Consider the following 26,314-nt stretch of genomic DNA (forward strand, 5'->3'; position numbering starts at 1 on the left):
GTCCTTTTTTACACATCGGCTAAATGAGAGATAAATAATGAAAACCAGATTGATGCTTTTGACCGCAGCTATTGCACTCAGCGGCTGTAATAATGCAATGGACAGTATGCCCGATCCAAGCCCTGAGCAGGAAAAGGCAGCGCAAGTAGCTTATGAAGACCTGCGTGATGGAAAATATGACGAGTTTTTAGCTCAGCTTGAACCGAAGTTGCAGGCAGAGTTTCAAAACAATGAAAAAATCATGAAGCGTTTTTCACGTTCAATTCCGCAAGGTGAATATAAGTCCAAGACTATCATGAGGAAGAACTTCGAAGAAAATAATGGCAAACCAAGTGAATACAAAGTGAGTTATGAAATTGCCTATCCAAAAAATCTGGTTCAGTATGATGTGAGTTTTGACCAGCCGAATGGCAGTACTAAAATCCGCAACTTTAATATTCAGGTATTTGGTGAATAATTTTCAATGTGAATAGACTGAATAAATCCATATCTAAGAACGTGGGCGTAGCCGATAATAGCCTAAGCTCATACAGATGATGCCGATCACCAATAGATAAGCAAGCTTTCCTAGAATCATATAAGTGGGCACGCCCATCTGATTGAGCTGAATAAACATCTGCACGATTTGGGTCGAAGGTAAAGCTTGCCCAATAAGTTGGACCCAGACTGGCATGGCAGCATGCGGCCAGGCGACTCCTGAAAGCATAAAGAGCGGAATCGAAGTAAAAACAATGATATGACCGGCGCGTTCTGGCATGTCCAGAAAACTGGCGAATAGTGTGGTAATACCAATCATGCAGAATACAAAGATGGGTACAGCCAGCAGCATGCCCCAGAAATTTCCACCACGGGGATAATCAAAATACCAGAAAGTAAAACCAAACAGGTAATAACAGCCCAGACAGCCAATGGTCAGAATCGCCAAACTGATACCACTTAAGGTGGTCAGATTAATCACCTGTCTACTTTCTCGATACAACGCAATTAACATACTCAGGCCTAGAAAAATAGTCTGATGAATAATCAATGGCGCAACAGCCGGAAACACATAGCTGCCATAGCCAGAAAGCGTATTAAATAATGGAATCTGGTGAATGGATAGGGCAGGAGAGAAGTGTGAAATCTCGCTAAAGCGTTCCGCATATTCGCTTAAGGTATTTTCTACTGAAGAGACCAAGCCCAAACCAATCTGTTTGGTAATTAAAAAGTTAGCAGCACTTAAGTACAGCCCAATCCCGCCATTTTCACCGTGCCGGATAGATTGTGAAAGATTATCTGGTAATAATAAAATCCCGTCGGCTTTTTGAGTTTCCACCCAGTGTTTAGCTTCAGCAAAATTTCCAGTCACCGCCTTGATTTGTACATTGGGGCTTTGGCTGACATGACTGATGATGGTATTGGTTAAAGCACTTTGCTCTTCGTCGACAATAATAATCGGCAAGGCTTCTGCCTGTTCAGCTTTATACGCCGTTGGATAAAAAAAGCTGTAAAACAGAACCGATAAAATTAGGGTGGTAAAAATACTGGTATTGCTAATAATGTCTTTAAAAGTTTGGCAATAAGCTTTCCAGAGTGATTTCATTGTGACACTCCTTTGGCTGTTTTTTTGAGAAAGACATAGGCCAGCACAGCATAAAGCACGACATAAATGACGAGCACGAACATCGGTTGCAGTGAAAGAGAGAGCGGACTGCCAATCACCCATTGCTCCGTCTGTAACTTGGCATAGGGTGTATAGGGAATAATATTGGCCCAGAACTGGGTGAATAGTGGGGCATTATTAAGGGGCAAAGTCACCCCAGCAAAACTGAGCGATGAACCACCATAAACTGCTAGTAGACCAAAAGATTTGGTCAGGTCTTGAGTGGCCAGAACCACCGCACTACTGATAAAGGCATAGGCACTATAGAACAGTATTTGCGCCAGAAGAATTGGCCATAATGACCCGGCAATAAACCAGCCGCGAATTTCGACCAGCCAAAACATCCAAGCCCAGGTCCAGCAACAAAATATTGCTACATAAACCAGATTTTTAGACAGCAGTGCCGACCACAAGTTTTGTTGGGCAATCCAATGACTAATAGTATGTCGTTTAATTTCCTGACCCACAGCAAAAGCCACACAGCAACATAACAGCAAGTGCAAAATTGCCGGCACCATGTAAGGTTCCAGATAAAATTCATAATTCAGCTGCGGATTATACAGTGGGGAAATTTTAATATTCGGTGTAGGTGCTTCCAGATAGGGGAGCGTGTTACCTAGATACTGCTTGCCAGTAAATTCAGCCAGAGCCTGCAAGGTGCTAAGTAGCATAGCCGAAGAAATGGTATTCCCGATACTAAAATAACTCTGATTAAAAGCAATACTAATTTCAGCATCCTGAGCTTTGACCAGTCGTTGCTCGGCTCCGGCAGGAATATGAATATAGCCCCAGATTTTATTTTCGTTTAATAGCTTTTCGATTTCGACCGTTTGATCAGAAATGGTATGCACTTGTAGGGTATGATTCAAAGATAAATGATCATAAATCTTGCTGCTCAGGCTACTTTGATCCTGATCAATAATGGCGACTGGTAGATGATCCGGTTTGCCTTTGGCAAACATGCTGCCAAGTAAAATCAGAATACAGGCTGGGGCGAGCAGAACCAGAGTCAGATCACATTTCTCTCTGCATAAATAGCGTATTTCACGCTGAATACCCGCCCAGAATCCAGAAGCCATTTATTTTGGCTCTTTCAATTTAAACAGCACGCTCATGCCGACTTTTAGCTCAGGCATTTCAGTGACTGGCACAAGATGAACTTTAAAACTGCGGACATCATAACCACCGGTTTGGCGCGTGGTTTTAATGGTGGCAAATTCACCTTCAGCACTAATATTTTTTACTTTAAAAGTGGCTGATTGATTCAGTGCCGGAATAAAACCTTCAAGCTGTTGCTGTTTACCTAAAGCGGCATATTGGTCTTCACGAATATTCAGGCTGATCCAGCGTTCTGCCGAGATCAGGCTGACCACTGGCACTGCGGTTGCCACCAGCTCAGTGGCATTTCCATAGGTTTTGGAGACGGTACCATCAATCGGTGCCAATAATTCAGTTTCTGCTTCTAGTGCATTGGCTTCAGCGACTGCTGCACGGGCTATATCGACCTGAGCATCTGCTGAACTTTTCTGTTCTGGTGTACTGCCGCGTTTAGCCCGGGCATATTGCTGATAAGCGGCTTCGGTCATTTGGGATGCAGATTGTGAAGCTGCAAACAGTTCATCTCGGCGCTGGCGGGAAATGACACCCTCCTTAAACAGGTTAGCTCCACGTTGATAGGAAGTTTTAGCGAGTTGCTCCTGTGCTTTTAGTGACTGCCAGTTGGCATACAGAGAAGCGATATTTTCTTCCTGAGAACCACGTTCTGCGGTGGACTGAAGTGCTAATGCAGACTGTAAAGTGGCTAAAGCCTGCTGCTTTTTCGCCTCAATTTCAGGACTATGTAATTTTACCAGCGCCTGGCCTTTCTTGACGTTATCGCCTTCCTGTACATAAATCTTTTCAATCCGGCTTGGAACTTTAGTGGCCACTTGAACGGTTTCTGCCTCAACCCGGCCTTGTAGCTCGATTTCTTTGGGTTGATAGGTTTTCCATAGGCCAAACCCAATCAAAGCAAGAATCACTGGAATTAAAGCTAAAAGCAGATATTTTTTGCGCGATTTTTTTTCTGTGCTTTCAGGATTATCTGGCTCTGATTCACTGTAATTGATTTCTGAAGCCGTTTCATCAACAGGATGTTCTGGCTTTTGCTCATCTGTCATGTCTGGCTCCATTAACGAATATAGTGGGTATTGGCATGTTGCATGTAATTTGGAAATTCAACAATTGAGCCATGGCTCTGTAATAAGGTCGCGAGAGATATTACATATTTATAAGCGTTTAATGCCATTTCTGCCTTTAAACTGCTGAGCATGTTTTGGGCATCGATGACCTGAGTGGCTGTCCCGACTTCTTCCTTAAAGGATAACTCTTGAATACGTAGGTTTTCCTGAGCTGCTTTCAGGTTCTGCTGAAGTAGAGCATCACTTTGCTGGGCGCTGACTGCTTCACTAAATGATTTATAAATCAGGTTTTCAATCTCCTGCTGGGTACGCGCCGTCATGAGTTCAGCGGCATAGCGTTTCAGCTCTGCAGCCTGAATATTTTTATTTTTATCAATGCCTGAGAACAGGTTATAACGTGCTGCAACCCCCACAATCCAGTTTTGATGTTGATCCAAGCTATATTCACCAAACGCAAAAACATTTGGCTTTTTAGCGGCCTGCTGGGCTTTGACATTGGCTTTGGCCAGTTCGGTATCCATCTGCATTTTTTTGATCAGGGGAGAGTTCTGACTAAAACTGCTGAGCAGAATATTCACATTTTGTGGTTCAGCACGATTCACAAACAAAGGTGTGCTTAGCTCGGTGATATTGCTATCCAGCAACAGATTATTTAGCTGAAATAGGGCAGCATTCAGATTGGCTTGGGCATTTTGTTGTGCGCGTTCAGCATTATTGCGTGCCACTTCGAACTGCATGCGTTGACCTTTACTGATAAAACCCTGCTGTTCCAGCTTCAGAGCATTACGATAATGTTGTTGCATGGCATTTGAATTAAAGAGTGCTGCATCCAGTAACTGTTTTTGTAGTTGAACATTAAAGTAAGACTGAATCAGTTCAAAACGCTGAGTATCCTGTTGCTGCTGATTACTAAGTTCGCTACGTCCTGACTGAATATTGGCAATTTCTTTGGCGCTACGGGTGAGGCCTCCGGTATATAGTGGCATCATCACGGAAACAGTGGGACGAATCACCTGATCTTCAAGGACGACATTAGACGTATCCGGAATCAGACCAACTCCGCTATGAATAGTATTGTTAAGTCCTTCACGCAGTGGATCAGTAATACCTGCAGGTAGATCCACACCATTACTGGCTTCCCACTCATTAAGCCGGCCATTCACGCCTTGAGAGAGTGAATTTTCCAGATTATTTTTAAACTGCTTTAATGGAATATCGACTTCACTATGAAAGGCATAGGCACGAACATTCAGGTCAACACGAGGTAGGCCAATACCTTTGACAGCTTCTGCTTCAAGTTTTGACGCTTGCTCCAGACTTTGAAAAGCCTGGCTACTATAGGAACGTTGCAACAATTGTTGTTCTGCATCCTTAAAGCTGATGCTTTGTGCATAAGCAAAACTGCCATACATCATAGATGCAAGCACAGTCAGACCCCAGCAGACACATTGTTTATTTTTCTTCATATTCATAAAGTGGTAATGTAAAAGTCACATTAATTCAGTCTAAGCTGCATTATAAATCAAGTGCTTGCAGTGCAGGAATGGGTTAAGTTGTAGTATTGTTGTAATTTGAAACAATTCACTTCTCAAGTTTCAAGCTGATAGTTCTATGTCACTCTAAAACTTGAGCCGAGTTTAAATTCATTTTTCAATTATTTTATATTAGCGGCCGATTCAACATCTTCTAAGCATTGGATGAGATTGAATATTTTTAGCTGTACAATTTCTCATAAATGAAATCACCGAGTTAGAACAAAAAAATCAAAGATATTCAAATTATCCCTCGAATCTAGATTGGTTTTTTGACTCTATCTTCATTCTTGGATAGAAATAATTTTGTGCAAGCGGCGTCCAGATATGGTTAAATGCCATCATTTTATTGTGTTTCACTCTGAAAGGAAAAATCATGCGCGCGTACAACTTCTGTGCTGGTCCTGCTGCATTACCTACTGCCGTACTTGAAAAGGCTCAAGCTGAAATGCTTGACTGGCAGGGCAAAGGTCTTTCGATCATGGAAATGAGCCACCGTAGTGCAGACTATGTTGCAGTTGCGGAAAAGGCAGAAGCAGACCTTCGCAAACTCATGAATATTCCTGAGAACTATAAAGTACTGTTCTTGCAGGGTGGTGCATCTTTGCAATTCTCGGCAATTCCATTGAACTTGCTGGGTAAAAACAACAAAGCTGACTATATCCGTACCGGTATCTGGTCTGAAAAAGCATTGAAAGAAGCTAAACGCTATGGCGATATCAATGTGGTTGAAGCAGGCATTAAAACTGAAGATGGTAAATTAGCGATTGCTGATCAAAGCACATGGAATCTTTCTGATGATGCCGCTTATGTGCATTATGCAGATAACGAAACTATTGGCGGTCTGCAATTTGCCCATGTGCCAGAAACTGATAAGCCACTCGTATGTGATTTCTCTTCAAGCATTCTGTCTGCACCGATTGATGTTTCTAAATTCGGTCTGATATATGCCGGTGCGCAAAAGAATATTGGCCCTGCAGGTTTAACACTGGTTATTATCCGTGAAGATCTGCTTGATCAGGCAAAACCTGAAATTCCAAGCATCCTGAAATATGCAGATCAAGCGAAAAACGGTTCGATGGTCAACACACCATCAACTTATGCATGGTATCTATCTGGTCTGGTATTTGAATGGTTACTGGAACAGGGCGGTGTAGACGCGATTCATAAAGTGAACCTGCAAAAAGCTGAATTGCTTTATGGCTATATCGATTCTAGCGACTTCTATGCAAATCCGATTGCCAAAGAAAACCGTTCAATCATGAACGTTCCATTTACCTTGGCAAATCCTGAACTTGAAAAACAGTTCCTGCAAGAAGCAAAAGAAAACCATTTGCTTAACCTTGCCGGCCACCGTTCAGTAGGCGGTATGCGTGCCAGCATTTACAATGCCGTACCGTTAGAAGGTGTACAGGCATTGGTAAACTTCATGGATGACTTTGCTAAACGCAATGCTTAATTCCTGAGAATTAAAAAACCCGGCAATTGGCCGGGTTTTTTTATCATTTAATTCGGGTTAAAAAACAAAGTTATGTAAGATATAGCCGCAAATGAGCATACCCAATACGAAAAATAGGCATGACATCATATCAAGCTGATAACGCGAGCCAAGATGATGCTCAACCTGCTGTAAATTTTCTTCTTGAACGATTTTCATAGATATTTATTATCCGATCTATTTATCGTAAATGATTATTTGTTGATCGTATTTTTACCATAAAAAATTGATTAAATAAAGTCCATTCTTAACTAAACTTCATAAAGTATTAATTTTATTTAAATAACTGGCCTCAATATATTCATAAAAATAGAACTATTATATTAAGTCATTATTTTTATAATGTTTTTAATATGATTATTCAGTTTAAGATAACATTGAAAATGAATTTATTTGAATTTAAATCTGTGGATAAATCTATTTTTAATAAATTCAAAATCCATTAATTCTGATTTCAATTGTGGATAAAAAATCATCAGAATTGAGAGAATATCGCACTAAAATAAATAAAAAACAGGAGACTCATATAAAAATATGAGTCTCCGATCTGGATATTCAGCTTAAGCTGCTTTTCGATAGATATTGGCCTGAATCCACAGATTGCCCCGAATATATTGACCAATCTGGAAATCTTTATGCTTGTCATTGCGGGTGGCTACACGGATCAAGGTAGCCGGCTGGCCTTCATCATGAATCAGGGTAACATCATAGAGCATGTAGTCCTGATCCATAAATTGCATTGAAGTTTTACCGACAATATTGCCCTGGAACCAGGCTTCATCTTCCTGACCCATGGTCTCACCATAGAGATAAGCGACCATTTTGGAGAAATCAACCGTTACCGGTTCTTTGTCTTCTTCAGATTTCGGCTCCCAAGCATCGATCTGTTCCTGTAAATTATCCGGTGCAACACCATTATTTTCCGCAAGAATTGCATTCAGGGCACGGTGATGTTTGATAGAGGCAGGATCATCCACGACTAAATGTTCATGGTCAGTCACCACTTCCAGTTCATAAGCCCAGGCATTTAAGTTGACGATATAAGACTGGTCTTTTTCATAATGCGACCGGTTGACGCTGTACAGCGTATCAAAGGCATAGATGATATTGTTGGCACCCAGATTGAGACGCAACACAGCTTGGGTGTCGGATTTACAAGAAATAATCCGGTCAATCGTGGCTTTCACCTGGTAGGGACTGTCAAAACCCGGAAATGCGGTTTTCACAGCCTGTGGCTTGTTATTTTCTACGGCAATCACTTGGCTTAATTGTACCGCAGCTTTGCTCGGTCCCTGAATCAGCCAGGTGGTTTCATCCATATCGCATTCTTGTGTACACAAGCCCATCGGCATTACAGGTGCGTCAAGGGCTTTGCCTAACCACTGGGGAACATCTGTGCCTGGGTTTTCAGTAAGCAAGGTCCAATGTTCGACATGACTACCGAAATTTTGATCATCAATAGTGATGATCTCTGGGCTATTCTGTTTTTTCATATGCACAATTGATCTTGGATGACTTATTTATAGTTAATCGAGGGCCATTACGATTTTTCAAGTCACTCGAATGAATTTAAAAATTAAAATGCAAATCATGTGAAGTCAAATATTTTTCTAGTTGTGAGTGGCTGACTCATTTAATACGGTTGAGTTGAGTATTTAAATACCAGGATATTCAGAGAAAGAGCAGTTTTAGGCATCAACCTGCATCCTCTGATTTGCTACACTAGTCCAAATTTCTCCCTTATGGAAAGCTGTGTGTTGCCATTCAAACTTTGGGTCGATGCAGATGCATTACCTCGTATTCTGAAAGATGTGATTATCCGTGCCTCCGATCGTTATCAGCTTGAAGTCACTTTTGTGGCTAATCAGCCGGTAGGGATTACACCGTCGATTCGCATCAATTCTATTCAGGTCATGAGCGGGGCAGATGCAGCAGATCAGGAAATTGTTGATCGTATGAAAGAGCATGACATTGTGGTGACGCAGGATATACCCTTGGCTGCTCAAGTCATCGAGAAGGGCGGTATCGCGATTCACCCGCGTGGCGAAATCTATACAGTGGCTAACGTCAAAGCACGTCTACATTTACGTGATTTTATGGATACCTTGCGGGGGGCTGGTGTACAAACCGGTGGCCCACCGCCGATTTCTGAACGTGATAAACGTGAATTTTCCAGCTCTCTAGATCAAACCATTCAAAAACAGAAACGTAAAACTGCGATTAAATAAAAAACGAGATCAAGTATGCCCCCAAAAAGTAACCTGATGTTGACCTATGCCTTGCTGGTTTTCATCTGGTCCACCACACCACTGGCGATTGTCTGGAGTGTGGAAGATTTGCATCCGATGTGGGCATTGGCGATCCGGTTTTTTCTAGCACTTCCTTTGGCCTTAGGATTATTGTGGTTATTTAAAACCAGATTACCGCTTGATCGTGTTTCCCTGCATAGTTACTTGGCGGGTGCATGCAGTTTTATCGGCTCGCAAATTTTTACTTACTGGTCTACGGATTATTTAAGTTCCGGTATCATTGCCTTAATGTTCGGCTTGGCACCCTTAATTTCAGGCCTCATTGGGCGTTTTGTGTTTCAGATGCAGCTTTCCCTGAATCAATGGCTAGGAATGGGAATTGCTTTAACCGGACTTTCTGTGATCTGTCTAGGTGATGCAGATCAGCATATACAGCCAATTGGAATCGTGATCGCTCTGGTTGGGGTGTTAGTTTATTGCGTATCCATGTTCTGGGTGAAGAAAATCAATGCACCAATTGATCCTATGGCACAGGCGGCCGGTTCGATTGGTTTGTCAGTCGTTTTCTCTATCGGTATGTTGCCATTTATCTGGCAATACGCACCCACTGCTATGCCACATGCCAAGTCCTTATTTGGTCTGGTATATGCGGTAATTATGGCATCACTGATTGCGATGTTCTGTTATTTCAAACTGGTACAGAAGATTAAGCCGACGACCCTATCTTTAACCACCGTTCTGACACCAATGCTGGCCTTGCTGGTAGGTGTATTATTGAATAATGAAAAATTGCCGCTCATTGCTTTGGTGGGTGTAGTAATTTTATTGTTCGGCTTAGTGGTTTATTTCGCTAAAGAAATTAAGGCGAGCTATAAAGCCCGCCTTTAATAAAAAGATAGATGCCAGTCTTAAGCAAAGCTGGCTTTCACACATTCGCCCAGTTTGACGCGATCCTGAGGATGCAGGGTAATGAAATAAGCACCCGTACGATATTTCCCGTTTTCTTCTGCACGACTGTAGGCCACCTGAGCGGTTGCCGCGATGTGGAAGAAGTTTTCCGGGTGACTTAAAGTCACATGCAGATAGGTTCCTTCACTAATCGGCTGATCACTAAAGAAGCTAAAACCAGTCTCTGAAAAGTTCACATGTTCCGGTACAGGTAACATGCTTTGTACAATTGCGTCATACAAAGAACCGGTAATAAGGTTTAATTTTTGGTTGAATAAGGATAAGATTCGAGCAATTTGTTGATCTTTTTCAGATAATTGTTCTAATTCGTAGTTAACAGCATGATCAAATTGATCTAGCTCTGCAAGTAGTAGAAAATAGCGGGGCAATACGAAATTAGCATCGTAAGGATCATTCAAGGCAACATCATCGGAAATAATCTGATAATTGATTCGTAAAGCAGCATCGATTCGAGACAGGACTCGTCTTTCAGTGAATCCGTTTGGATGCTGTACATTTTCCATAATTTATTACCTCGGACTAGATGGTTATGTTCAAACCAATCTCGCTGTATATAGGGTTGAAATATACTCGCGCACGGCGTAGTAACCACTTCATTTCTTTTATCGCATTGGTCTCAATGATCGGTCTCACGCTCGGTGTAGCAGTCCTCATTACAGTTTTGTCTGTCATGAATGGTTTTGACCGAGAGTTGAAAAATCGCGTCTTGGGGATGGTTCCTCAAGCCACTGTTTCTTCGACGCAAATTCTAACAAATTGGCCTGAACTTGCAAAGCAGATTGAGCGGCATGAACACGTTCAAGGTGTGGCTCCTTTTACCCAGTTACAGGGGATGCTCACGGCTCAAGGGCAAGTTGCCGGAATTATGGTCAGCGGAATTGAACCAAAGTATGAGAAGAAAGTTTCGATCATCCAGAACCATATGGTCGAGGGTAGTATTGATAACCTGAAAAAAGGTGAATTTGGGATTGTTTTAGGCAAACAGATGGCAGATGCCATGGGCGTAGGCTTGAACGATAATATTACCTTGGTTCTACCTGAAGCGACGCCTTCACCAGCGGGTGTTGTGCCACGTTTTAAACGCTTTAAAGTGGTTGGGATCTTCAGCATTGGTGCAGAAGTTGATTCGATGATGGGTTATATTGCCTTGAACGATGCTTCAACCTTGTTACGTCTGCCAGATGGTGCTCAGGGCGTACGTATGAAGCTGGATGACATTTTCGCAGCGCCTCAGGTTTCTCAGGAAATTGTGCGTGACTTACCGGGTAACTTCTATGCCTCTGACTGGACTTATACCCATGGTAATCTGTTTAGTGCAATCCAGATGGAAAAAGCGATGGTGAGCTTATTGCTATTCCTGATTGTCTTGGTCGCAGCATTTAATATCGTGTCTTCACTGGTAATGGTGGTCACAGATAAAAAATCCGACATCGCAATTTTACGTACTTTGGGTGCTTCACCTGCCACGATTACCCGAATCTTTATGGTTCAAGGTACTGTGATCGGCGTAATCGGAACTTGTGCGGGTGCCATTCTCGGGATTATTGCCGCCACCAGTATTAGTAGTTTTATTGGCTGGTTAAACAATTCACTTGGCCTGAATATGTTTGATGCTTACTTCATCAACTATTTACCTTCTTATCTGCGCTGGCAGGATGTGGTCGTGATTGTAGGTCTGTCACTTGCTTTAAGTTTCCTGGCCACTATTTATCCAGCATTCCGTGCTGCTAAAATTCAACCGGCGGAGGCATTGCGTTATGAGTAATCTGGTTCTGGATGCCCAAAATATCGAGAAATCTTTTACAGATGGAAAATCTACGGTTGATGTGATCAAAGGGATTTCATTGCAGGTAAAGGCCGGGGAATTTGTTTCTATTGTCGGTTCAAGTGGTTCCGGTAAAAGTACCTTGTTGCATATTCTGGGAGGATTGGATCGTCCTTCTGCCGGACAAGTGATGGTCAATGGCCGCCGTTTTGACAATTTATCTGAAGCAGAACGCGGCTATGTCCGTAATGAAAATTTGGGCTTTGTATATCAATTCCACCATTTATTGCCAGAGTTTACTGCACTAGAAAATGTCGCGATGCCTTTAATGCTTCGTAAAAACGTCAAGTTTAAAGAGGCTAAACAGCAGGCAGAATACTTACTGGAGCGTGTTGGATTAACCCATCGTTTAACCCATCAACCGGGCGAACTTTCAGGGGGCGAGCGTCAGCGTGTAGCACTGGCTCGTGCCGTGGTGACCAAGCCGAAGTTAATGATGGCAGATGAGCCAACAGGTAACTTGGACCGTAAAACAGCCGATAAAATCTTTGAGTTACTGACTGAATTACGTAGCGAATTCAATATGGCTATGTTAATTGTGACCCATGATGAGCAATTAGCGCATTCGGCAGACCGAATTCTACATATGCGTGATGGCTTGTGGATGAATGACTAATTGCAGGAATAATCCTCTTTAATTGAAGCTCACTTCGGTGGGCTTTATTATTGCCTGAAAATAATAATAAAAAAGAAAATCTTCATGTTGCAATGGCTGTGTCTGGGCTGGATTTTAGGCCTTGCCTGTATGGGAAAATCTTTTCTGAATATTGAGTTGAATTCAATCTCAGTGATATTTCTTGCTGTGCTCTTTTATTTCTGTAGTTCCAAGCTCAATACTGTTCTGAAAAAGCCCTTACATAAAGGATTGCTGGTAAGTACCTGTATTCTACTCGGGACATTTTTGGGATATGGTTATGCCAATCAACAGCTCAGCCAACGGCTATTGAATGTCGAGCATGAAGTACTGCAGAAAGACATTATCGTTTATGTCAAACGCTTGAATAAGCTCAGTGATCAATCCATCCAGCAGCCTTTGGAGGTATTAAATCTCGATGGACGCACCGTAACCTGGATGGGTTTTCTATCTGTAAATCCTCCCAATACTTCACAACTATCAGCGAATCATGAAAATTTAAATACGCTTGAACTGGGTCAGTATTACCGGCTGCAAGGTCAGGTACGTCCTAATCACAGTTATGCAACGCCCGGTGCTTTTGATGCTGAAAAATGGGTGCTCCAACAGAATGTGATGGCAGGTTTCCGGATCAAACAGATAGAGCAACTTGATTCAGCTACTGTTTCTACACTGGGGCATAGTCAGTATATTCGAGAGCAAAGAGCTTTAACTCAGCAATTTTTACTTTGGGTAGAACAGAAACGGCTGGAATTAAGAGAGTTCATAGCAAGACAACCTGTACAAAATAAAGGTTTGATTCTAGCTTTGCTTACCGGAGATGAAAGCCTTTTAAGTCCTGCAACTGAGCAACAATTTCGACGTATGGGCATGAGTCACTTATTGGCGATTTCCGGACCACATGTGCTGATCTTTGCCCTGATGGTCTGTGCCATGCTTCGGCTACTTGTCGCACGAAGTATGCCTAAGCTTTATCTAAGATGGCCACGCCAGTATTTTTTGGCTTTGCCTTTTCTGTTTTGTGTGGTGCTGTACTGTGCCTTTGTGGGTTTTGAAATCCCGGCAATCCGAACCCTGCTGATCTGTATGATTGGTGTCATCCTCATGCTGCTTCGACAAAATCTGCAAGCTTTAAAACTTCTAATTCTGAGCGCCGCCTTACTGTTATTCATTGACCCCTTTAGTATCTTGTCCGCGGCTTTCTGGCTGTCCTATGGGGCCTGTTTTGTATTGCTCAGAATTTATCAGACCATTCAACAGCGACCATCCGAGCAAAATCAGACAGCAATACAAAAAATGTATTTTGCGGCTAAAGTGCTGGTGGAATCACAGTGGAAAATCTTTCTCGCTTTATTTCCTTTAATGATGCTGTTTTTTAAGCAGATTACCTGGATCACGCCGTTCAGTAATCTGGTCGCAATCCCCTGGATTGGTCTGCTGATTGTGCCGATCGATATTTTGGCAGCAATTCTATTTTTTATCGCTGAACCTGTCTCAAGCATGCTATTTCAGCTGAATGATCTTATGCTGAATATCTTGTTGGGATTCTTAAATCTGCTGGATCACTGGTTTAAACCGCAATTAATTCCAGTTGCGATGAATCTCTGGATGATTGGCCTATGCATCCTGTCTTTGCTGATTTTATTCTTACCACGAGGCGTATTACCAAAATCCTGGATAGCTGTCGCGGCGGTACCAGTTTGTATTCCTCAATTCTATCATCCGCCATTTCAGCTTTCAGTGCTGGACGTCGGTCAAGGACAGGCGATATTCCTTCGTCATGGAACCCATAACATGATGATCGATATGGGCGGTTATTATGATGAGGAAAAATTTAGTATTGGGAAGCAGGTAATCATGCCATTTCTGTCGGTACAAGGTGTTTCTCAACTGGAGCAGGTGATTTTAACGCATCTGGATCAGGACCATAGTGGTGCTTATCACAGCATTAAAGACCAGCTCAAGATTAAGAATATCTATGCCAATGAAGTGACCGAAACTGCAGCCTCTTCAAACTTTCAATTATGTTATCAGGGACAGCGGTGGCAATGGCAGAATGATGTGCAGATTAAGGTCATTGCACCAAAACTAGAACAATTAAATACTGCTAATTTCAATAAAAATGACCTGTCTTGTGTAGTGTATTTGCAGCTCAAAGATGTCTGGCCTTATCAGAATTTTCTGCTGATGGGAGATGCAGGTTGGCAGACTGAATATCAGTTACTCAAAGACTATCCTGATTTAAAAGTGGATGTCTTGATCTTAGGTCATCATGGCAGTCAGCACAGTTCAGCTTATCATTTTTTGCAGCATTATCGTCCTAAGCTGGCGATTGCGTCTGCTGGAAAATTTAATCCTTACGGGCATCCAAGTCAGTTGACTCAACAGCGTCTCAAAGAATTGGATATTCCTCTATTGACTACAGCAGAGCATGGCAGCCTGCATTTTCATCAGCAAGGAACTCAAATCATTCTAGAAACTGAAAGAAGTCGCTGGAAGTGGTTACAAAGACAAAATCTAACTGACTGATTTTACAGATAGTTCAATAGAAGCCGGATTAGAAGTTCTTAACTGGTTCACTTTGGACAAAGCTTGGTCATGATCAAGCTTATAAATATTTCCCAGATCTTCGTGAGCTCTAAAGCGTTTATAGCTCCAGTGATAATGTTCAGGATGACGCTGAATCAGGTTTTCAATTGTGTTGATGATGATGCCTGTACCCTGATTGGCATCTCCCTGATAAATTTTTTCATCTATGGCCTCGATATGAATATCAAAGCCAGCATCCTCATTACGCAGGGCATAAAGGAACAGGGCACGAGCTTTAGTTTTCTGGATCAGCTTGGCGCTCAGATTACTGGTAGCTAGAGGAACACCAAAGTAAGGAATATATTCACCGCCAACGTTGGGTGTATGATCCGGCAGAATGACAGTAGTGCCACCTTGCTTCAAGGCCTTGAAAATCTGTCGTACACCAGACTCATCTGTCGGCACCAGATTGGCCTGTTCGCGACTACGAGCTGCACGTACAAACTGATCCGCTGCCTGATTTTTTACAGGCTTATACATGATGGTCATTGAAGTGAATTGCGCAACATAGGCATTCATGATTTCCCAAGTGCCAAAGTGCGGCACAATCAATACCAGCCCTTTATTTTGTGCCAAGGCATCATGCAGTAAATCTTCGCCTATAACTTTATGCACTCTCTCAATATTTTTCTGATTACTCGAGCCCCAAATACTGAAAAATTCGAAATAAGACATCAGTTCATTGCGAATCGCGGCACGGGTAATCCGTTCTCTTTCCTGTGTCGACAGTTCAGACAAACTGATCTCAAGGTTCAGGCGAATTACATCAGAAGTTTTAGAAACTTTAAAAATATTAACGATTAAGGCAAGAATACGCGCAATCCATCGGGAAACTGAAAGCGGTTGGCGGCTAATATATTTGAGTAAACCGTAAGCTGAATTCTTTGAGCTGCGTTCAGTCATTGAGTTGTAATATTGATAAAATAAAAAAGAATAGCACTTATTATAGGCGAAAACGGTTTCTTTAGACAGAATTACCCTTTTCGGTGTATATAATGGGTTCAATATAAATTAATTTATTGGATTATTTATGTCCGATTGGCCACCAAAACCTGAAAATCAAATACAAAATACGCAACAACCAGTTCAACCGACTGGCCCAGAATGGAAACTGCTGGAGAAAGCAGTTTTAGCTTCAGTAGAAGAGCAACGACGGGCACGTCGCTGGGGGATCTTCTTTAAATTTCTAACCTTTGCTTATCTGCTGGTTGTCATTCTTGCGCTAGGTAAAGGCTGTAGCATGAGTGCTTCTGATCCGAGTGCAGGCGCAGGTGCACACATTGCTGTGGTTGATATTATTGGTACGATTGCCGCAGACAAGCAAAGCGTAAATAGTAGCAATACCATCAAATCACTCAAAAAAGCCTTTGAAAACAAGCAAAGTAAGGCTGTTGTTTTAAATATTAATTCACCGGGTGGTTCACCAGTCCAGTCAGATGAAATCTGGCAGGAAATCCAGTATCTGAAAAAACAGCATCCTGAGAAAAAACTCTATGCCGTGATTGGTGATACTGGGGCTTCTGGTGCTTACTATATTGCATCTGCTGCAGATGAAATCATTGTCAATCCCTCGAGTCTGGTCGGTTCAATCGGTGTGATCATGCCGAACTATGGTGTGAATAACCTGCTGCAAAAACTTGGAGTTGAAGACCGCACCATGACTTCAGGTGAAAATAAAGCTTTGCTGTCAATGACACAGCCGGTTGATCCTGCGCAAAAAGCGCATGTACAAGGTGTGCTGGATAATGTGCATGGTCACTTTATTAATGCTGTAAAACAGGGGCGTGGAGCGAAATTGAAATCGACTGATCCTGCTATTTTCTCAGGTCTGTTCTGGACCGGTGAACAGGCGGTGAAATTGGGTATTGCAGACCGTATTGGCAGTTTAAATACTTTGAAGCGTGAACTAAAAACTGAAAAAGCACTGAACTACACTATTGAATATAGTCCATTTGAGTCAGTACTGGGTCGTATGGGTTCATCGATTGGTGAAGGAATTGCAACTTCAGTGGCACAGAAACTTCAGTCAGAAAATAAAACGACATTACAATGAAACCATTGATTCATTTTGCGCACGCCAATGGCGTGCCATCTAAAGTCTATCAAAAGCTGTTTGAAGGACTGCAAGATGATTACGATATTATCTATGTGCCGCTATTAGGGCCTGATAAGCGCTATCCAATTGATAATCACTGGAAAAGTCTGACTCAGCAGGTGATTGATAGTATCGTGCGTCAGTCTCATGGACGTCCGGTGATTGGTTTGGGGCATTCATTAGGTTCAGTCCTGAGTTTTCAGGCCTCCTTACAGCGTCCGGAACTGTTTTCGCAAATGATTATGCTTGATCCGCCGATGATCATGGGCAAAGAAGCCTTGGCGTTGCATATTGCAAAAACTTTCCGCTTAAAAGCATTGGACCAGATGTCACCTGCAGGTTTGTCGAAACGCCGTCGTGATCATTGGGAGTCTCGGGAACAGGCAGCTGAATTGCTACGACCGAAAGGCTTTTATCAGGATTTTGATGCAGATTGCTTTCAGGCTTATATTGACTACGCCTTAAAGGAAGATCCGGTTCGAGGTGGAGTTGAACTCACCATTCCTAAAATGGATGAGGTAAATATCTTTAGAACTAATCCATCGCTATGGTGGTTACCTCAGGCTAAACCAAAAGTACCAGTGCATCTGGTGGTTGCCAAGAAAGGTCCATTTTTGGCGCGCAGATTTCCGCAGCAAGTGCAAAAGAAATTTGGCATTCCATTTACAGTAGTAGATGGTGGGCATATGTTCCCATTAGAGCAGCCTGAGCAAGTAGCGAGTCTGGTCAAACAACTGATTCAGCAACTGTCTGCTTAAAGTTCACCTCATCTAAAGAAATAAAAAAACGCATCCAAGGATGCGTTTTTTATATTTGGACTTTTAGAATTTGCAGAATTGAACAGGTTCTTGCATTTTTGCATTACGATACAACACACCTTGTTCAGTATGTTGAATTGTCCCATTACAGATCCATTCTACCACTTGTGGGTAAATCAGATGTTCCAGTACATGTACCCGCTGAGCTAAAGTGTGAGCCGTATCTTGATGCGATACTTTTAACACACCCTGTGCTAAGGCTTGGCCGGCATCCAGTTCAGGAGTGACATAATGCACTGTGCAACCATGCAGAACATCGCCGGTATTCAGGACGCGCTGATGGGTATGCATGCCTTTGTAATGTGGCAAAAGAGAAGGGTGAATATTCAGCATTTTCCCTTCCCAGGCTTTCACAAATTTTTCACTTAAAATTCGCATAAAGCCCGCAAGTACGACCAGATCAACCTCCCAGTCCAGAAGCTGCTGATGCATGACATCATCAAAAGCTTCCCGGCTTGGATACTGCTTATGTTCAATCACTGCAGTTGGAATTCCTGCTTTATGAGCGCGCTCTAAAGCAAATGCTTCAGGCTTGTTGGAAAGCACCCCGACAATTTCTCCTGACAGATTGGCATCAATCAGGGCTTGCAGGTTCGATCCACTGCCTGAAACAAGTACAGCAATTTTAATCATGCGAAATTACGCGAAGATCACACGGATTTTTTCGTCAGCGCCTTCTACAGACTCGGCATTATCTGCAATATGACCCATGGTCCATGCTTTCTCACCCAAACCGTTGAGTAACTCTACAGTTTTGTCTGCTTCGGCTGCATCAACAACAAGAACCATACCTACGCCACAGTTAAAGGTACGATACATTTCAAACTGTTCTACACCGCCTTCGCGTTGAAGGAGTTTGAACAGCTCAGGCCATTCCCACGAAGATTCATTTACGACTGCTTGAGCACCGTTTGGTAATACGCGAGGCAGGTTGCCTGGTAAACCGCCACCCGTGATGTGTGCCATTGCATGTACATCAACCTGTTTTAGCAGTTCAAGAATCGATTTCACATAAATGCGTGTTGGTTCCATTGCAACATCTGCAAGTGGACGACCATCAACGATTTGATTCAGGTCAACATTTTTAACTTCAAGAATTTTACGAAGCAACGAATAACCGTTTGAATGTGCACCAGAAGATGCAACACCAATAAGTACATCACCCGCTTTTACTTTAGAGCCATCAATAATTTTGCTTTGCTCAACTACACCGACACAGAAGCCTGCAAGATCGTAATCTTCACCTTCGTACATGCCTGGCATTTCAGCAGTTTCACCACCAACCAGTGCACAGCCTGCAAGTTCACAGCCAGCACCGATTCCTGTTACGACATTTGCAGCCACGTCCACATTTAGGTGACCAGTCGCATAATAGTCCAAGAAGAAGAGTGGTTCAGCACCACAAACGAGAAGGTCGTTCACACACATTGCAACCAGATCTTGACCAATGGTGTCATGACGGTTCAAATTCAGTGCCAGACGTAATTTTGTACCAACACCATCTGTGCCTGATACGAGAACAGGTTCTTCATAACCTTTAGGGATTTTACAAAGGGCGCCGAAACCGCCTAATCCGCCCATTACTTCAGGACGTTTAGTACGCTTAGCGACGGACTTGATTCGGTCGACTAACGCGTCTCCCGCTTCAATATCGACACCTGCATCTTTGTAGCTTAAACCAGTGTTTGGGGTAGAAGTTGAGTTGCTCATAATGAAGTCTCCGCATTCGCGCGGGGGATTATAACCTGAATATGCAAAACTCTTATGGTATTTATGCCCTAAAATGCTATCTTTATTAAAATATTTTACTTTTTATAACGATTAATAGAGAGAAGGCGAAACTTTATGGTAGATCGCACATTGCGTCGCGTGTTTATCCTAGCTGGGATAGCTTTGTTGTTGTGGATTCTATATTTACTAAAACCCGTTGTAATTCCATTTGTTGCAGCGTTTTTGATGGCTTATCTGTTTAGTCCGCTGGTAGATAAACTGCACGATATCGGTCTGCCACGTTGGCTCTCTATTAGTATCGTTTTTACTGGAATCGGGATTGTTATGATCCTGGCGATCTGGTATCTGGTGCCGTTGATCTGGCAGCAGCTGATTTATGCGCGTGACAATATACCTGCGGTCATTGGCTGGATTAATTCGACCTTTTTGCCATGGTTGTCGAATACCTTCAATGTCGTTGAAATGGAAATTGATACCACACAGATTTCTGATGTAGTCATGGACTATGTGCAAACCAATTATAGTGCTGACAGTATTCAGGCCTTCCTGCTACGCCTTGCACAATCTGGAATTAACTTCTTGCAGATTGGCGGTACGATTGTCCTGATTCCAATTATTGCATTCTATTTCCTGCTGGATTGGGATCGTATGCTGGAAAGCTTGCGTCGCCTGATTCCACGCCCTTATGAACAAAGCACCTTAAGAATTGTAGGTGAATGCCACAGTGTGCTGGGCGCCTTTGTCAAAGGACAGTTTCTGGTGATGATTCTGCTGGGAATTGTTTATGCAGTGGGCTTACAACTGATTGGTCTTGAAGTCGGTTTGATTATCGGTATGGTGGCAGGCCTGGCCAGTATTATTCCTTATCTGGGCTTTGCTGTCGGTATTATTGCGGCTGTGATTGCAACTTTCCTGCAGTTTGGGATTGACTGGTGGCAACTGGTTCTGGTTGGTGTGGTCTTTATGGTCGGTCAGGCGGTAGAAGGTTATGTACTGCAACCATTCCTGCTTGGCGATAAAATTGGCTTATCACCAGTAGCAGTTGTATTTGCGGTACTGGCGGGTGCTCAACTGGCGGGTTTCATGGGAATGCTAATTGCATTGCCGGTTGCAGCCGTCATTGTGGTTCTATTGCGACATGCACGTGAATATTACGAACATACACACTTTTATGGAAATCAGGCAGTCGTCATGAATGATCCGGCTACAGGTTCCATAAGCGTAGAAACTTCAGACTTAGATGTTGATATTGAAATGAAAAAGTCAGAAGCAAAACCACTGCAAGAGGGAAAGAAATCAAGTAAGATGGATGTACCTCTTCATAAAGACTCATAAGGCCATCAGAATCATATGCGTCAATTGCAGCTAGATATAGAACCTCAACTCGATGCTCGAATTAGTGATTTTTCGGGCCCGGGATGGGGTCATGTAATTGACGCAGTCCGACAGCTGCATGCAGGCCTAATCAGCCGCTTTTATGTGTATGGCGGAGCTGGAACAGGGAAAAGTCACTTACTCTCTGCCATTTGTGATTCTTATCTGGAAATCGGTAAGACTGCTATACAGGTGTCTTTGCTGGAGCTTCTGGATGCGCCTACTGAAGCCATTACTTCGCTGGACCGGTTTGACCTGATCGCACTGGATGATATTGAAGCCATTAGTGGGGTTCCACACTGGCAACGCGCCGTTTTTCACTTGATTAATTATAATGATGAAGGCGGTGGTCAGCTGGTATTTTCTTCCCGTTTTGCACCCATTGAGTTAAAGCTTGAATTGCCCGATTTGCAGTCCCGACTCACGCAGGCAGTCAGTGTCCGTGTCCCAAATGGCAGTCTTTATGCGGACCGATTTACCTTGGTATCCTCGGTATTGGACCGACGCGGTATTCATCTTGATCCACAGATTTTTGATTATTTGCTAAATCACGGACCACATCAAACTTCTGTGCTTCTACAAACATTAGAACAGATTATTCAATTACTTAAAGGCGAAAAGCTGAAGGTCAGCAATGCTAACCTGCGGCAGATTTATGCATTAATTGATGAATATCGTTAAATTATAAAACATCTTGAGTAATTACTCAGTCTATGCGAAAGTAAGGCAAAATAATTCGCTGTTGCAAGGAAGATGCAACTTTAGAAGAAAAAGAAAGAAATAAAAAATTAAGGAGAAGGGTATGCTCAAGAAGAGCATAGGCATGGCTTTGCTATGTATGGCGGGGCAGGCATATAGTGCAGAAATTATTGTAACTACCACAGAAGATATTGAAAAAGATGACAAGGAATGTTCACTTCGAGAAGCTGTTGAATATGTGAATCGTGGCCTGGCTAAAGAAGGTTATATGGGCTGTGGTGGCGAAAATGCTATTGGCACCATTATCTTAAAAGAAAAAACGACCTATGTACTGAATAAGCATATCCCGATCAAGAAATCAGTAACGATTAAATCTATCGCAGAAGTAGATGGTGAATTTAGTAGTACCGATAAGGTAATGGGGTTATATAACGCTCATATTCAAATGAAAGGGACAGATAATCTCTTCCGTATTAGCAATGATGAAGAGCTGATTCAAGTCAATTTAAAAGAACTCGACCTTGAAGGTTGCGGTAAAAGCAGCTGTGCCGAACAAGGTGGCCTAATTCATAATAAAGGTAAATTGGTGATTGATTACAGCCGCTTATACAAGGGGGCTGCGAGTCAAGGTGGTGCCATTTATAATGTGGGGAAATTGGGCCAGAATCTGATTGCTTTTGCCGAAATAAAAACCAGCCTGATTGAAAATAATCAGGCGCAACAGGGTGGCATACTCTATAGCCAGCTTCCATACTTTCTGGTTTATCAAAGCGTTTTAAAGAATAACCAGACGCTGAATAATAATGCTACCAATATTTATACAGCGGGCCAAGTCGATAATCCTGCCGATATTCAATCCATTAATGCTGAAGTCCTAAGCAGTACCCTGTTAAAAAATAAGGGAGCACTGATCAATGTGATTGATGGGGTAGGAATTAATAATCTGACAATAGTGGACAATACAGGTACAGCACTACGTATGAATGCCCCGAATGGTAAAGCCTATGTCGCGAACAGTATTATTTTAAGAAATGGTACGCAGGATTGTCAGATTGAAACTACGGATAAAAGTACGATTCACAATAACCTGGTAACAGCATCTTGTGGTACAGGTGATGCTGCGTATCCAAACCAGATCTGGACAGGTACTCGCTTGTTTGCAGAGGCTTCAGATCAAAGTGAAGGTATCTGTCTAAATTTAAAACAAAATAGCGATGCTATTCTATGTCCTTATAGCGTTCCTAAAGATCAGTTCTTGGGCTATCTACGTCCTCGTATCCTGTTGAATTATAATCAGGTTAGTGATTCACCGATTGTAAATAGAGGGACTAGCTACAATAGCAGCAATCCTTCAGTCAGCTGTGAGGCGTCAGACCAACGCGGTGTAGACCGTTTACTAGATAACTTATTTTGTGACCGTGGTGCGATTGAAATTACAGTTCCAACATCTACCAGTCTGGTTGGACAGGATCTTCTAAAAGGAGAGACTGCAAAGTTTTCAATTGAATCTGCTTTAGGAGATAGTGATTTAATTCCTAAAGAGCAATGCAATAACATTATTGGAGAGAATCCAAAGGGTGAGCCTTGGCAAGATGGCTGCTTACAGGTTATCCAAACCAAAACTGTTTCCAAGGGCAAAACAGTCATTGATATTGATGGGAATGTGGTTTATACCCCAGATTCACAATGGCATGGTGCTGACATTTTTGAAATTCAGGTAGTTACTTCCTCTACACGATTTAATAAGTCTAAACCTTATCTGGTTTTAAGTACCCAGATTGTACAGGAACCTAAAAATGAAATGAAAGACAAGTCTGTGAAGACCTCGGGTGGGGCATGGGGGATTGCTGGCTTAATGGGCTTGATAGGGTTGATCGGCCTACGTCGCAGATTAAAAGATTAAGGAAAAATCATGAAAAATTATAAAAAAGGACTGCTTGCAGCCATGATTTTATCTGCCATGAGTTTAATGGCAGCCGAAGATAAAACCATATATGTCACTACATTTGCTGACGAGGACGGGGAAAATACCAGTGCCTGTTCCTTGCGTGAAGCCATTAAGACAGCCAAGCTGGATAAATCCTATGGAGGATGCAATGTTGGCCGTACATTGCGTAATGACGGTTCCGCTCCAGATGTCATCCAACTCGAAGCTGGGGAATACAAACTCAATAGTGAAATTATTGTTGAATCCCATGTCAATATTTTGGGAAAATCACCCTTCAATTATACTCAAAGAAGCCCTATTACCTTTTTATATCCAACACGTGAGGCTTTAACAACCACCATTTCAGGCCAAGGGAAAACTCGCTTATTTAATACGGTCGCTAGCCAAGCCAGCATGGTGGTAAATGGTGTCATCCTGAAAGATGGTTATGCTGCAAAAACCAGTTTGGATAAAGGTAATGGTGGAACATTTTATGTCGCCGGTCCTCTAAGCCTCGTGAATAGTGAAATTGTAAATTCACGAGCGGCTGCAGAAGGCGGAGCAATTTATGCAGTGGCGATGAATAATGAAAAAGTTATCAGGATTCAGGATTCCTTAATTCATCAGAATAAAGCAGCTACATATGGCAGTGTCTTGGCTATGGATTGTATGGGGAATTTGGGCAGTACAGAGACCAAGCTAGAAATTAGCGCAAGCAGCATTGTCAAAAATGGTTCTACTGATACGGCCAGTATTCTGGACTTCTGTGGTTATGCCAAAGCTGATATTAGTAACTCTACGATTGCAAAAAATACGACCAGTACTACAGGTCATATTTTCCGAATGGCTAATGAAATCAGCCGTCCATTAAGTTCTTTCTTCACTTTTAGTGCCATTAATAACACGATTGTCGAGAATACTGCTCACTCAACTATCTTTTATGACAATACTGGTAATTCGAGTCTGGCTTATAACGTGTTGGCCTTTAACCAGGGCTTGTCTTGTGAATATGCCTTGAATGGTGGGAATCCAAGTAAAGAACAAGGTGTAGATTTATTTACTGCTTATAATGCGATTCATACAAGTGGTTCCTCACGCTGTATATTACCTGAACTGGCAGAAAACAGTGTTTCAACGAATATTGATGTATCCAGTAATCAGATCACAGATCTATTAACTGCTTATATCGAACCATCTGTAAATAACCGTTATTTAGGGATGTATTATCCAATTGATCGACAATCGAATACGGATCTGGTCAATATCGGTACAGAAAGTTGTGAAGAAATTGATCAGCGTGGAATTGAGCGGTTGACTAAGGCAACATTGTTATTTAATCCGGACGCAAAAAATTCCTGTGAAATTGGGTCGATCGAAATCCGGAACTTAACTGCAGCAGATATTTCTGGTCTAAAAAATAGTTCTTTAACAGAATTGCTGGATTATTATCAGGAAAATATTGATGATATTAATTCTATTCTGGCCGATAAGAATACAAAACCTGAGGAAATACAGGGCTTAAAGGAAGAGCTAAAAGAATATGAGGATCTTTTAAAATATACCAAACAATACCAGAAATATCGTGCCATATACGTTAATCCATTTAGTTTGGTCATGCCTCAAGAAACTTTGAATAATTCTCAAGTACAAGCTAAAGCATTAAATTCACAAAATTATGAAATTAAAGTGCAATCTTTAGGTGTAGGGTCTTTATCTGGATCAGGCAGTTCATTAATTGTTCAAGGTGCGCCTAATGATCCAAATTTAAAATGTGAATGGAAGCCTGACTTAAACCGTATCATGATGTATCGTACTGATGGCAAAGTAACCAGTCTCTCGGATACGGAGTATTGCCGTTATACAATTAAAGACAAGCAGACAGGTGCCAGCAGTACAGGTATTTTGCAGGGCGCATTTGTAAATATTAAACCGATTGTAAAAAATGATGAATATAGAATTAGCGCAGAGAACAATCTGACCGTAACTGTAAATCCATTAGAGAATGACAGCGATGATGGTGATGGTCCACGGATGAATGGCAAGGCTGCTTTCTATCGTGATAAAGATGGTCGTGAGATTCCAATTCGCATTGTCAAGCTTCCTGCCGGAGTAAACCTTTCCGCAGAGCGAGAAGGACCATGCCCAGGAAATTTTGCAGGTGAAACCTGCTATGGTGGAAAATTAACCTTTAGTGTGAAAAATACTTTTAGTCAGTCAGATTATGATATGCAGTATCATGTTTTTGATGCAGATGAGTTGATGTCAGATACAGCTAGAATTAACTTAAAAAATACGGCTAAAAATACCAATACATCATCAAGTGGTGGTGGTCCATTTGGAATTTGGGGATTGTTCGGATTATTAGGTCTGGCAGGATATCGCCGAATTAGAAAATAATTGCAGCATGAAAAAAGCCTCCAGATGGAGTAATGCCAGTCAGTTAAGAGATTGACTGGCATTTTTTTGGGTATTTCTGTGGTTTCCCTTTCACAACTCGTGGGTAGTTTCTACTTCTTTTTTTCGGTAAAACATACCTTTTAGATTTTTCCATT

The 26,314-nt window shown here is 42.2% G+C and carries 22 protein-coding genes; 13 read left to right on the top strand and 9 right to left on the bottom strand.

Features of this window, described 5'->3' with window-relative positions:
* Positions 1-37: 37 nt before the first annotated feature.
* Positions 38-457 (top strand): DUF3887 domain-containing protein, encoded by a 420-nt coding sequence (locus FTV34_RS05190; protein ID WP_159124427.1) that lies wholly within the window; start codon positions 38-40, stop codon positions 455-457.
* A 33-nt stretch (positions 458-490) separates the two neighbouring features.
* Here the strand turns inward: FTV34_RS05190 and FTV34_RS05195 are convergent, their stop codons facing one another.
* From FTV34_RS05195 to FTV34_RS05210, 4 genes are read right to left on the bottom strand one after another with little or no spacing between them, the layout of a single operon-like run.
* Positions 491-1,582, bottom strand: coding sequence for an ABC transporter permease (locus FTV34_RS05195; RefSeq protein ID WP_180069124.1), 1,092 nt, complete (start codon positions 1,580-1,582; stop codon positions 491-493).
* Positions 1,579-2,721 (bottom strand): ABC transporter permease, encoded by a 1,143-nt coding sequence (locus FTV34_RS05200; protein ID WP_180069126.1) that lies wholly within the window; start codon positions 2,719-2,721, stop codon positions 1,579-1,581. Before FTV34_RS05200 ends, FTV34_RS05195 begins: the two co-directional genes overlap by 4 nt.
* Complete coding sequence (locus FTV34_RS05205; RefSeq protein WP_179992663.1) at positions 2,722-3,801, bottom strand: HlyD family secretion protein; 1,080 nt, start codon at positions 3,799-3,801, stop codon at positions 2,722-2,724.
* Between the two features lie 11 nt (positions 3,802-3,812).
* Entirely contained in the window at positions 3,813-5,294 is a 1,482-nt protein-coding gene (locus FTV34_RS05210; RefSeq protein ID WP_159124431.1) for a TolC family protein, read from the bottom strand.
* 436 nt (positions 5,295-5,730) lie between these two features.
* Between FTV34_RS05210 and serC the strand changes: the two genes are divergently transcribed.
* On the top strand, positions 5,731-6,813 hold the full coding sequence (serC, locus tag FTV34_RS05215) for a 3-phosphoserine/phosphohydroxythreonine transaminase (RefSeq protein ID WP_166137710.1): 1,083 nt from the start codon (positions 5,731-5,733) through the stop codon (positions 6,811-6,813).
* 599 nt (positions 6,814-7,412) lie between these two features.
* Here serC and FTV34_RS05220 read toward each other — a convergent pair.
* Positions 7,413-8,345 (bottom strand): hypothetical protein, encoded by a 933-nt coding sequence (locus FTV34_RS05220; protein WP_159124053.1) that lies wholly within the window; start codon positions 8,343-8,345, stop codon positions 7,413-7,415.
* Positions 8,346-8,594: 249 nt separating this feature from the next.
* Between FTV34_RS05220 and FTV34_RS05225 the strand changes: the two genes are divergently transcribed.
* Together FTV34_RS05225 and FTV34_RS05230 are read left to right on the top strand one after the other, a co-directional pair.
* On the top strand, positions 8,595-9,080 hold the full coding sequence (locus FTV34_RS05225; RefSeq protein WP_159124052.1) for a YaiI/YqxD family protein: 486 nt from the start codon (positions 8,595-8,597) through the stop codon (positions 9,078-9,080).
* Between the two features lie 15 nt (positions 9,081-9,095).
* Positions 9,096-9,989, top strand: coding sequence for a DMT family transporter (locus tag FTV34_RS05230; RefSeq protein WP_180069128.1), 894 nt, complete (start codon positions 9,096-9,098; stop codon positions 9,987-9,989).
* Between the two features lie 20 nt (positions 9,990-10,009).
* On the opposite strand, the gene FTV34_RS05235 is transcribed toward FTV34_RS05230, so the two are convergent.
* The gene (locus FTV34_RS05235; RefSeq protein WP_159124050.1) at positions 10,010-10,573 is read right to left on the bottom strand and encodes a PilZ domain-containing protein; all 564 of its coding nucleotides are present in this window, start codon (positions 10,571-10,573) and stop codon (positions 10,010-10,012) included.
* A gap of 26 nt (positions 10,574-10,599) precedes the next feature.
* Here FTV34_RS05235 and FTV34_RS05240 point away from each other — a divergent pair, with 26 nt between their 5' ends.
* The 3 genes from FTV34_RS05240 (at position 10,600) to FTV34_RS05250 (ending at position 15,058) form a co-directional block, all read left to right on the top strand.
* The gene (locus tag FTV34_RS05240; RefSeq protein WP_034170943.1) at positions 10,600-11,835 is read left to right on the top strand and encodes a lipoprotein-releasing ABC transporter permease subunit; all 1,236 of its coding nucleotides are present in this window, start codon (positions 10,600-10,602) and stop codon (positions 11,833-11,835) included.
* Entirely contained in the window at positions 11,828-12,511 is a 684-nt protein-coding gene (gene lolD, locus FTV34_RS05245; RefSeq protein ID WP_159124049.1) for a lipoprotein-releasing ABC transporter ATP-binding protein LolD, read from the top strand. Before FTV34_RS05240 ends, lolD begins: the two co-directional genes overlap by 8 nt.
* Positions 12,512-12,595: 84 nt before the next feature.
* Positions 12,596-15,058, top strand: coding sequence for a DNA internalization-related competence protein ComEC/Rec2 (locus FTV34_RS05250; protein ID WP_180069130.1), 2,463 nt, complete (start codon positions 12,596-12,598; stop codon positions 15,056-15,058).
* Here FTV34_RS05250 and FTV34_RS05255 read toward each other — a convergent pair.
* Positions 15,047-16,021 (bottom strand): lysophospholipid acyltransferase family protein, encoded by a 975-nt coding sequence (locus tag FTV34_RS05255; protein ID WP_180069132.1) that lies wholly within the window; start codon positions 16,019-16,021, stop codon positions 15,047-15,049. The genes FTV34_RS05250 and FTV34_RS05255 overlap by 12 nt on opposite strands.
* A 127-nt stretch (positions 16,022-16,148) precedes the next feature.
* Here FTV34_RS05255 and sppA point away from each other — a divergent pair, with 127 nt between their 5' ends.
* Together sppA and FTV34_RS05265 are read left to right on the top strand one after the other, a co-directional pair.
* Positions 16,149-17,171 (top strand): signal peptide peptidase SppA, encoded by a 1,023-nt coding sequence (sppA, locus tag FTV34_RS05260; RefSeq protein ID WP_166137701.1) that lies wholly within the window; start codon positions 16,149-16,151, stop codon positions 17,169-17,171.
* A complete protein-coding gene (locus FTV34_RS05265) occupies positions 17,168-17,971 on the top strand; it encodes an alpha/beta fold hydrolase (RefSeq protein ID WP_180069134.1) in 804 nt (267 codons plus the stop codon). The genes sppA and FTV34_RS05265 overlap by 4 nt, the downstream gene beginning before the upstream one ends.
* Positions 17,972-18,034: 63 nt before the next feature.
* Here FTV34_RS05265 and purN read toward each other — a convergent pair whose 3' ends face one another.
* Both purN and purM read right to left on the bottom strand, forming a co-directional pair.
* Positions 18,035-18,664 carry a phosphoribosylglycinamide formyltransferase gene (gene purN / locus FTV34_RS05270; RefSeq protein WP_180069136.1) on the bottom strand — a complete coding sequence of 210 codons (630 nt, stop codon included), beginning with the start codon at positions 18,662-18,664 and terminating at the stop codon, positions 18,035-18,037.
* Positions 18,665-18,670: 6 nt separating this feature from the next.
* Positions 18,671-19,741, bottom strand: coding sequence for a phosphoribosylformylglycinamidine cyclo-ligase (purM, locus tag FTV34_RS05275; RefSeq protein WP_159124044.1), 1,071 nt, complete (start codon positions 19,739-19,741; stop codon positions 18,671-18,673).
* A 135-nt stretch (positions 19,742-19,876) separates the two neighbouring features.
* On the opposite strand from purM, the gene cxpE reads away from it, so the two are divergent.
* From cxpE to FTV34_RS05295, 4 genes are all read left to right on the top strand, one after another.
* Positions 19,877-21,097: a chloramphenicol efflux transporter CxpE gene (cxpE, locus tag FTV34_RS05280; RefSeq protein ID WP_180069138.1), complete on the top strand. Its 1,221-nt coding sequence runs from the start codon at positions 19,877-19,879 to the stop codon at positions 21,095-21,097.
* Positions 21,098-21,112: 15 nt separating this feature from the next.
* Positions 21,113-21,817, top strand: coding sequence for a DnaA regulatory inactivator Hda (gene hda, locus FTV34_RS05285; RefSeq protein WP_179992672.1), 705 nt, complete (start codon positions 21,113-21,115; stop codon positions 21,815-21,817).
* A 121-nt stretch (positions 21,818-21,938) separates the two neighbouring features.
* The gene (gene rbtA, locus FTV34_RS05290; RefSeq protein ID WP_180069140.1) at positions 21,939-23,738 is read left to right on the top strand and encodes a rhombotarget A; all 1,800 of its coding nucleotides are present in this window, start codon (positions 21,939-21,941) and stop codon (positions 23,736-23,738) included.
* A gap of 9 nt (positions 23,739-23,747) precedes the next feature.
* Positions 23,748-26,159: a CSLREA domain-containing protein gene (locus tag FTV34_RS05295; RefSeq protein ID WP_180069142.1), complete on the top strand. Its 2,412-nt coding sequence runs from the start codon at positions 23,748-23,750 to the stop codon at positions 26,157-26,159.
* Positions 26,160-26,314: the final 155 nt, after the last annotated feature.

This window comes from Acinetobacter sp. YH16038, from assembly GCF_013417275.1.
Lineage (GTDB): Bacteria > Pseudomonadota > Gammaproteobacteria > Pseudomonadales > Moraxellaceae > Acinetobacter.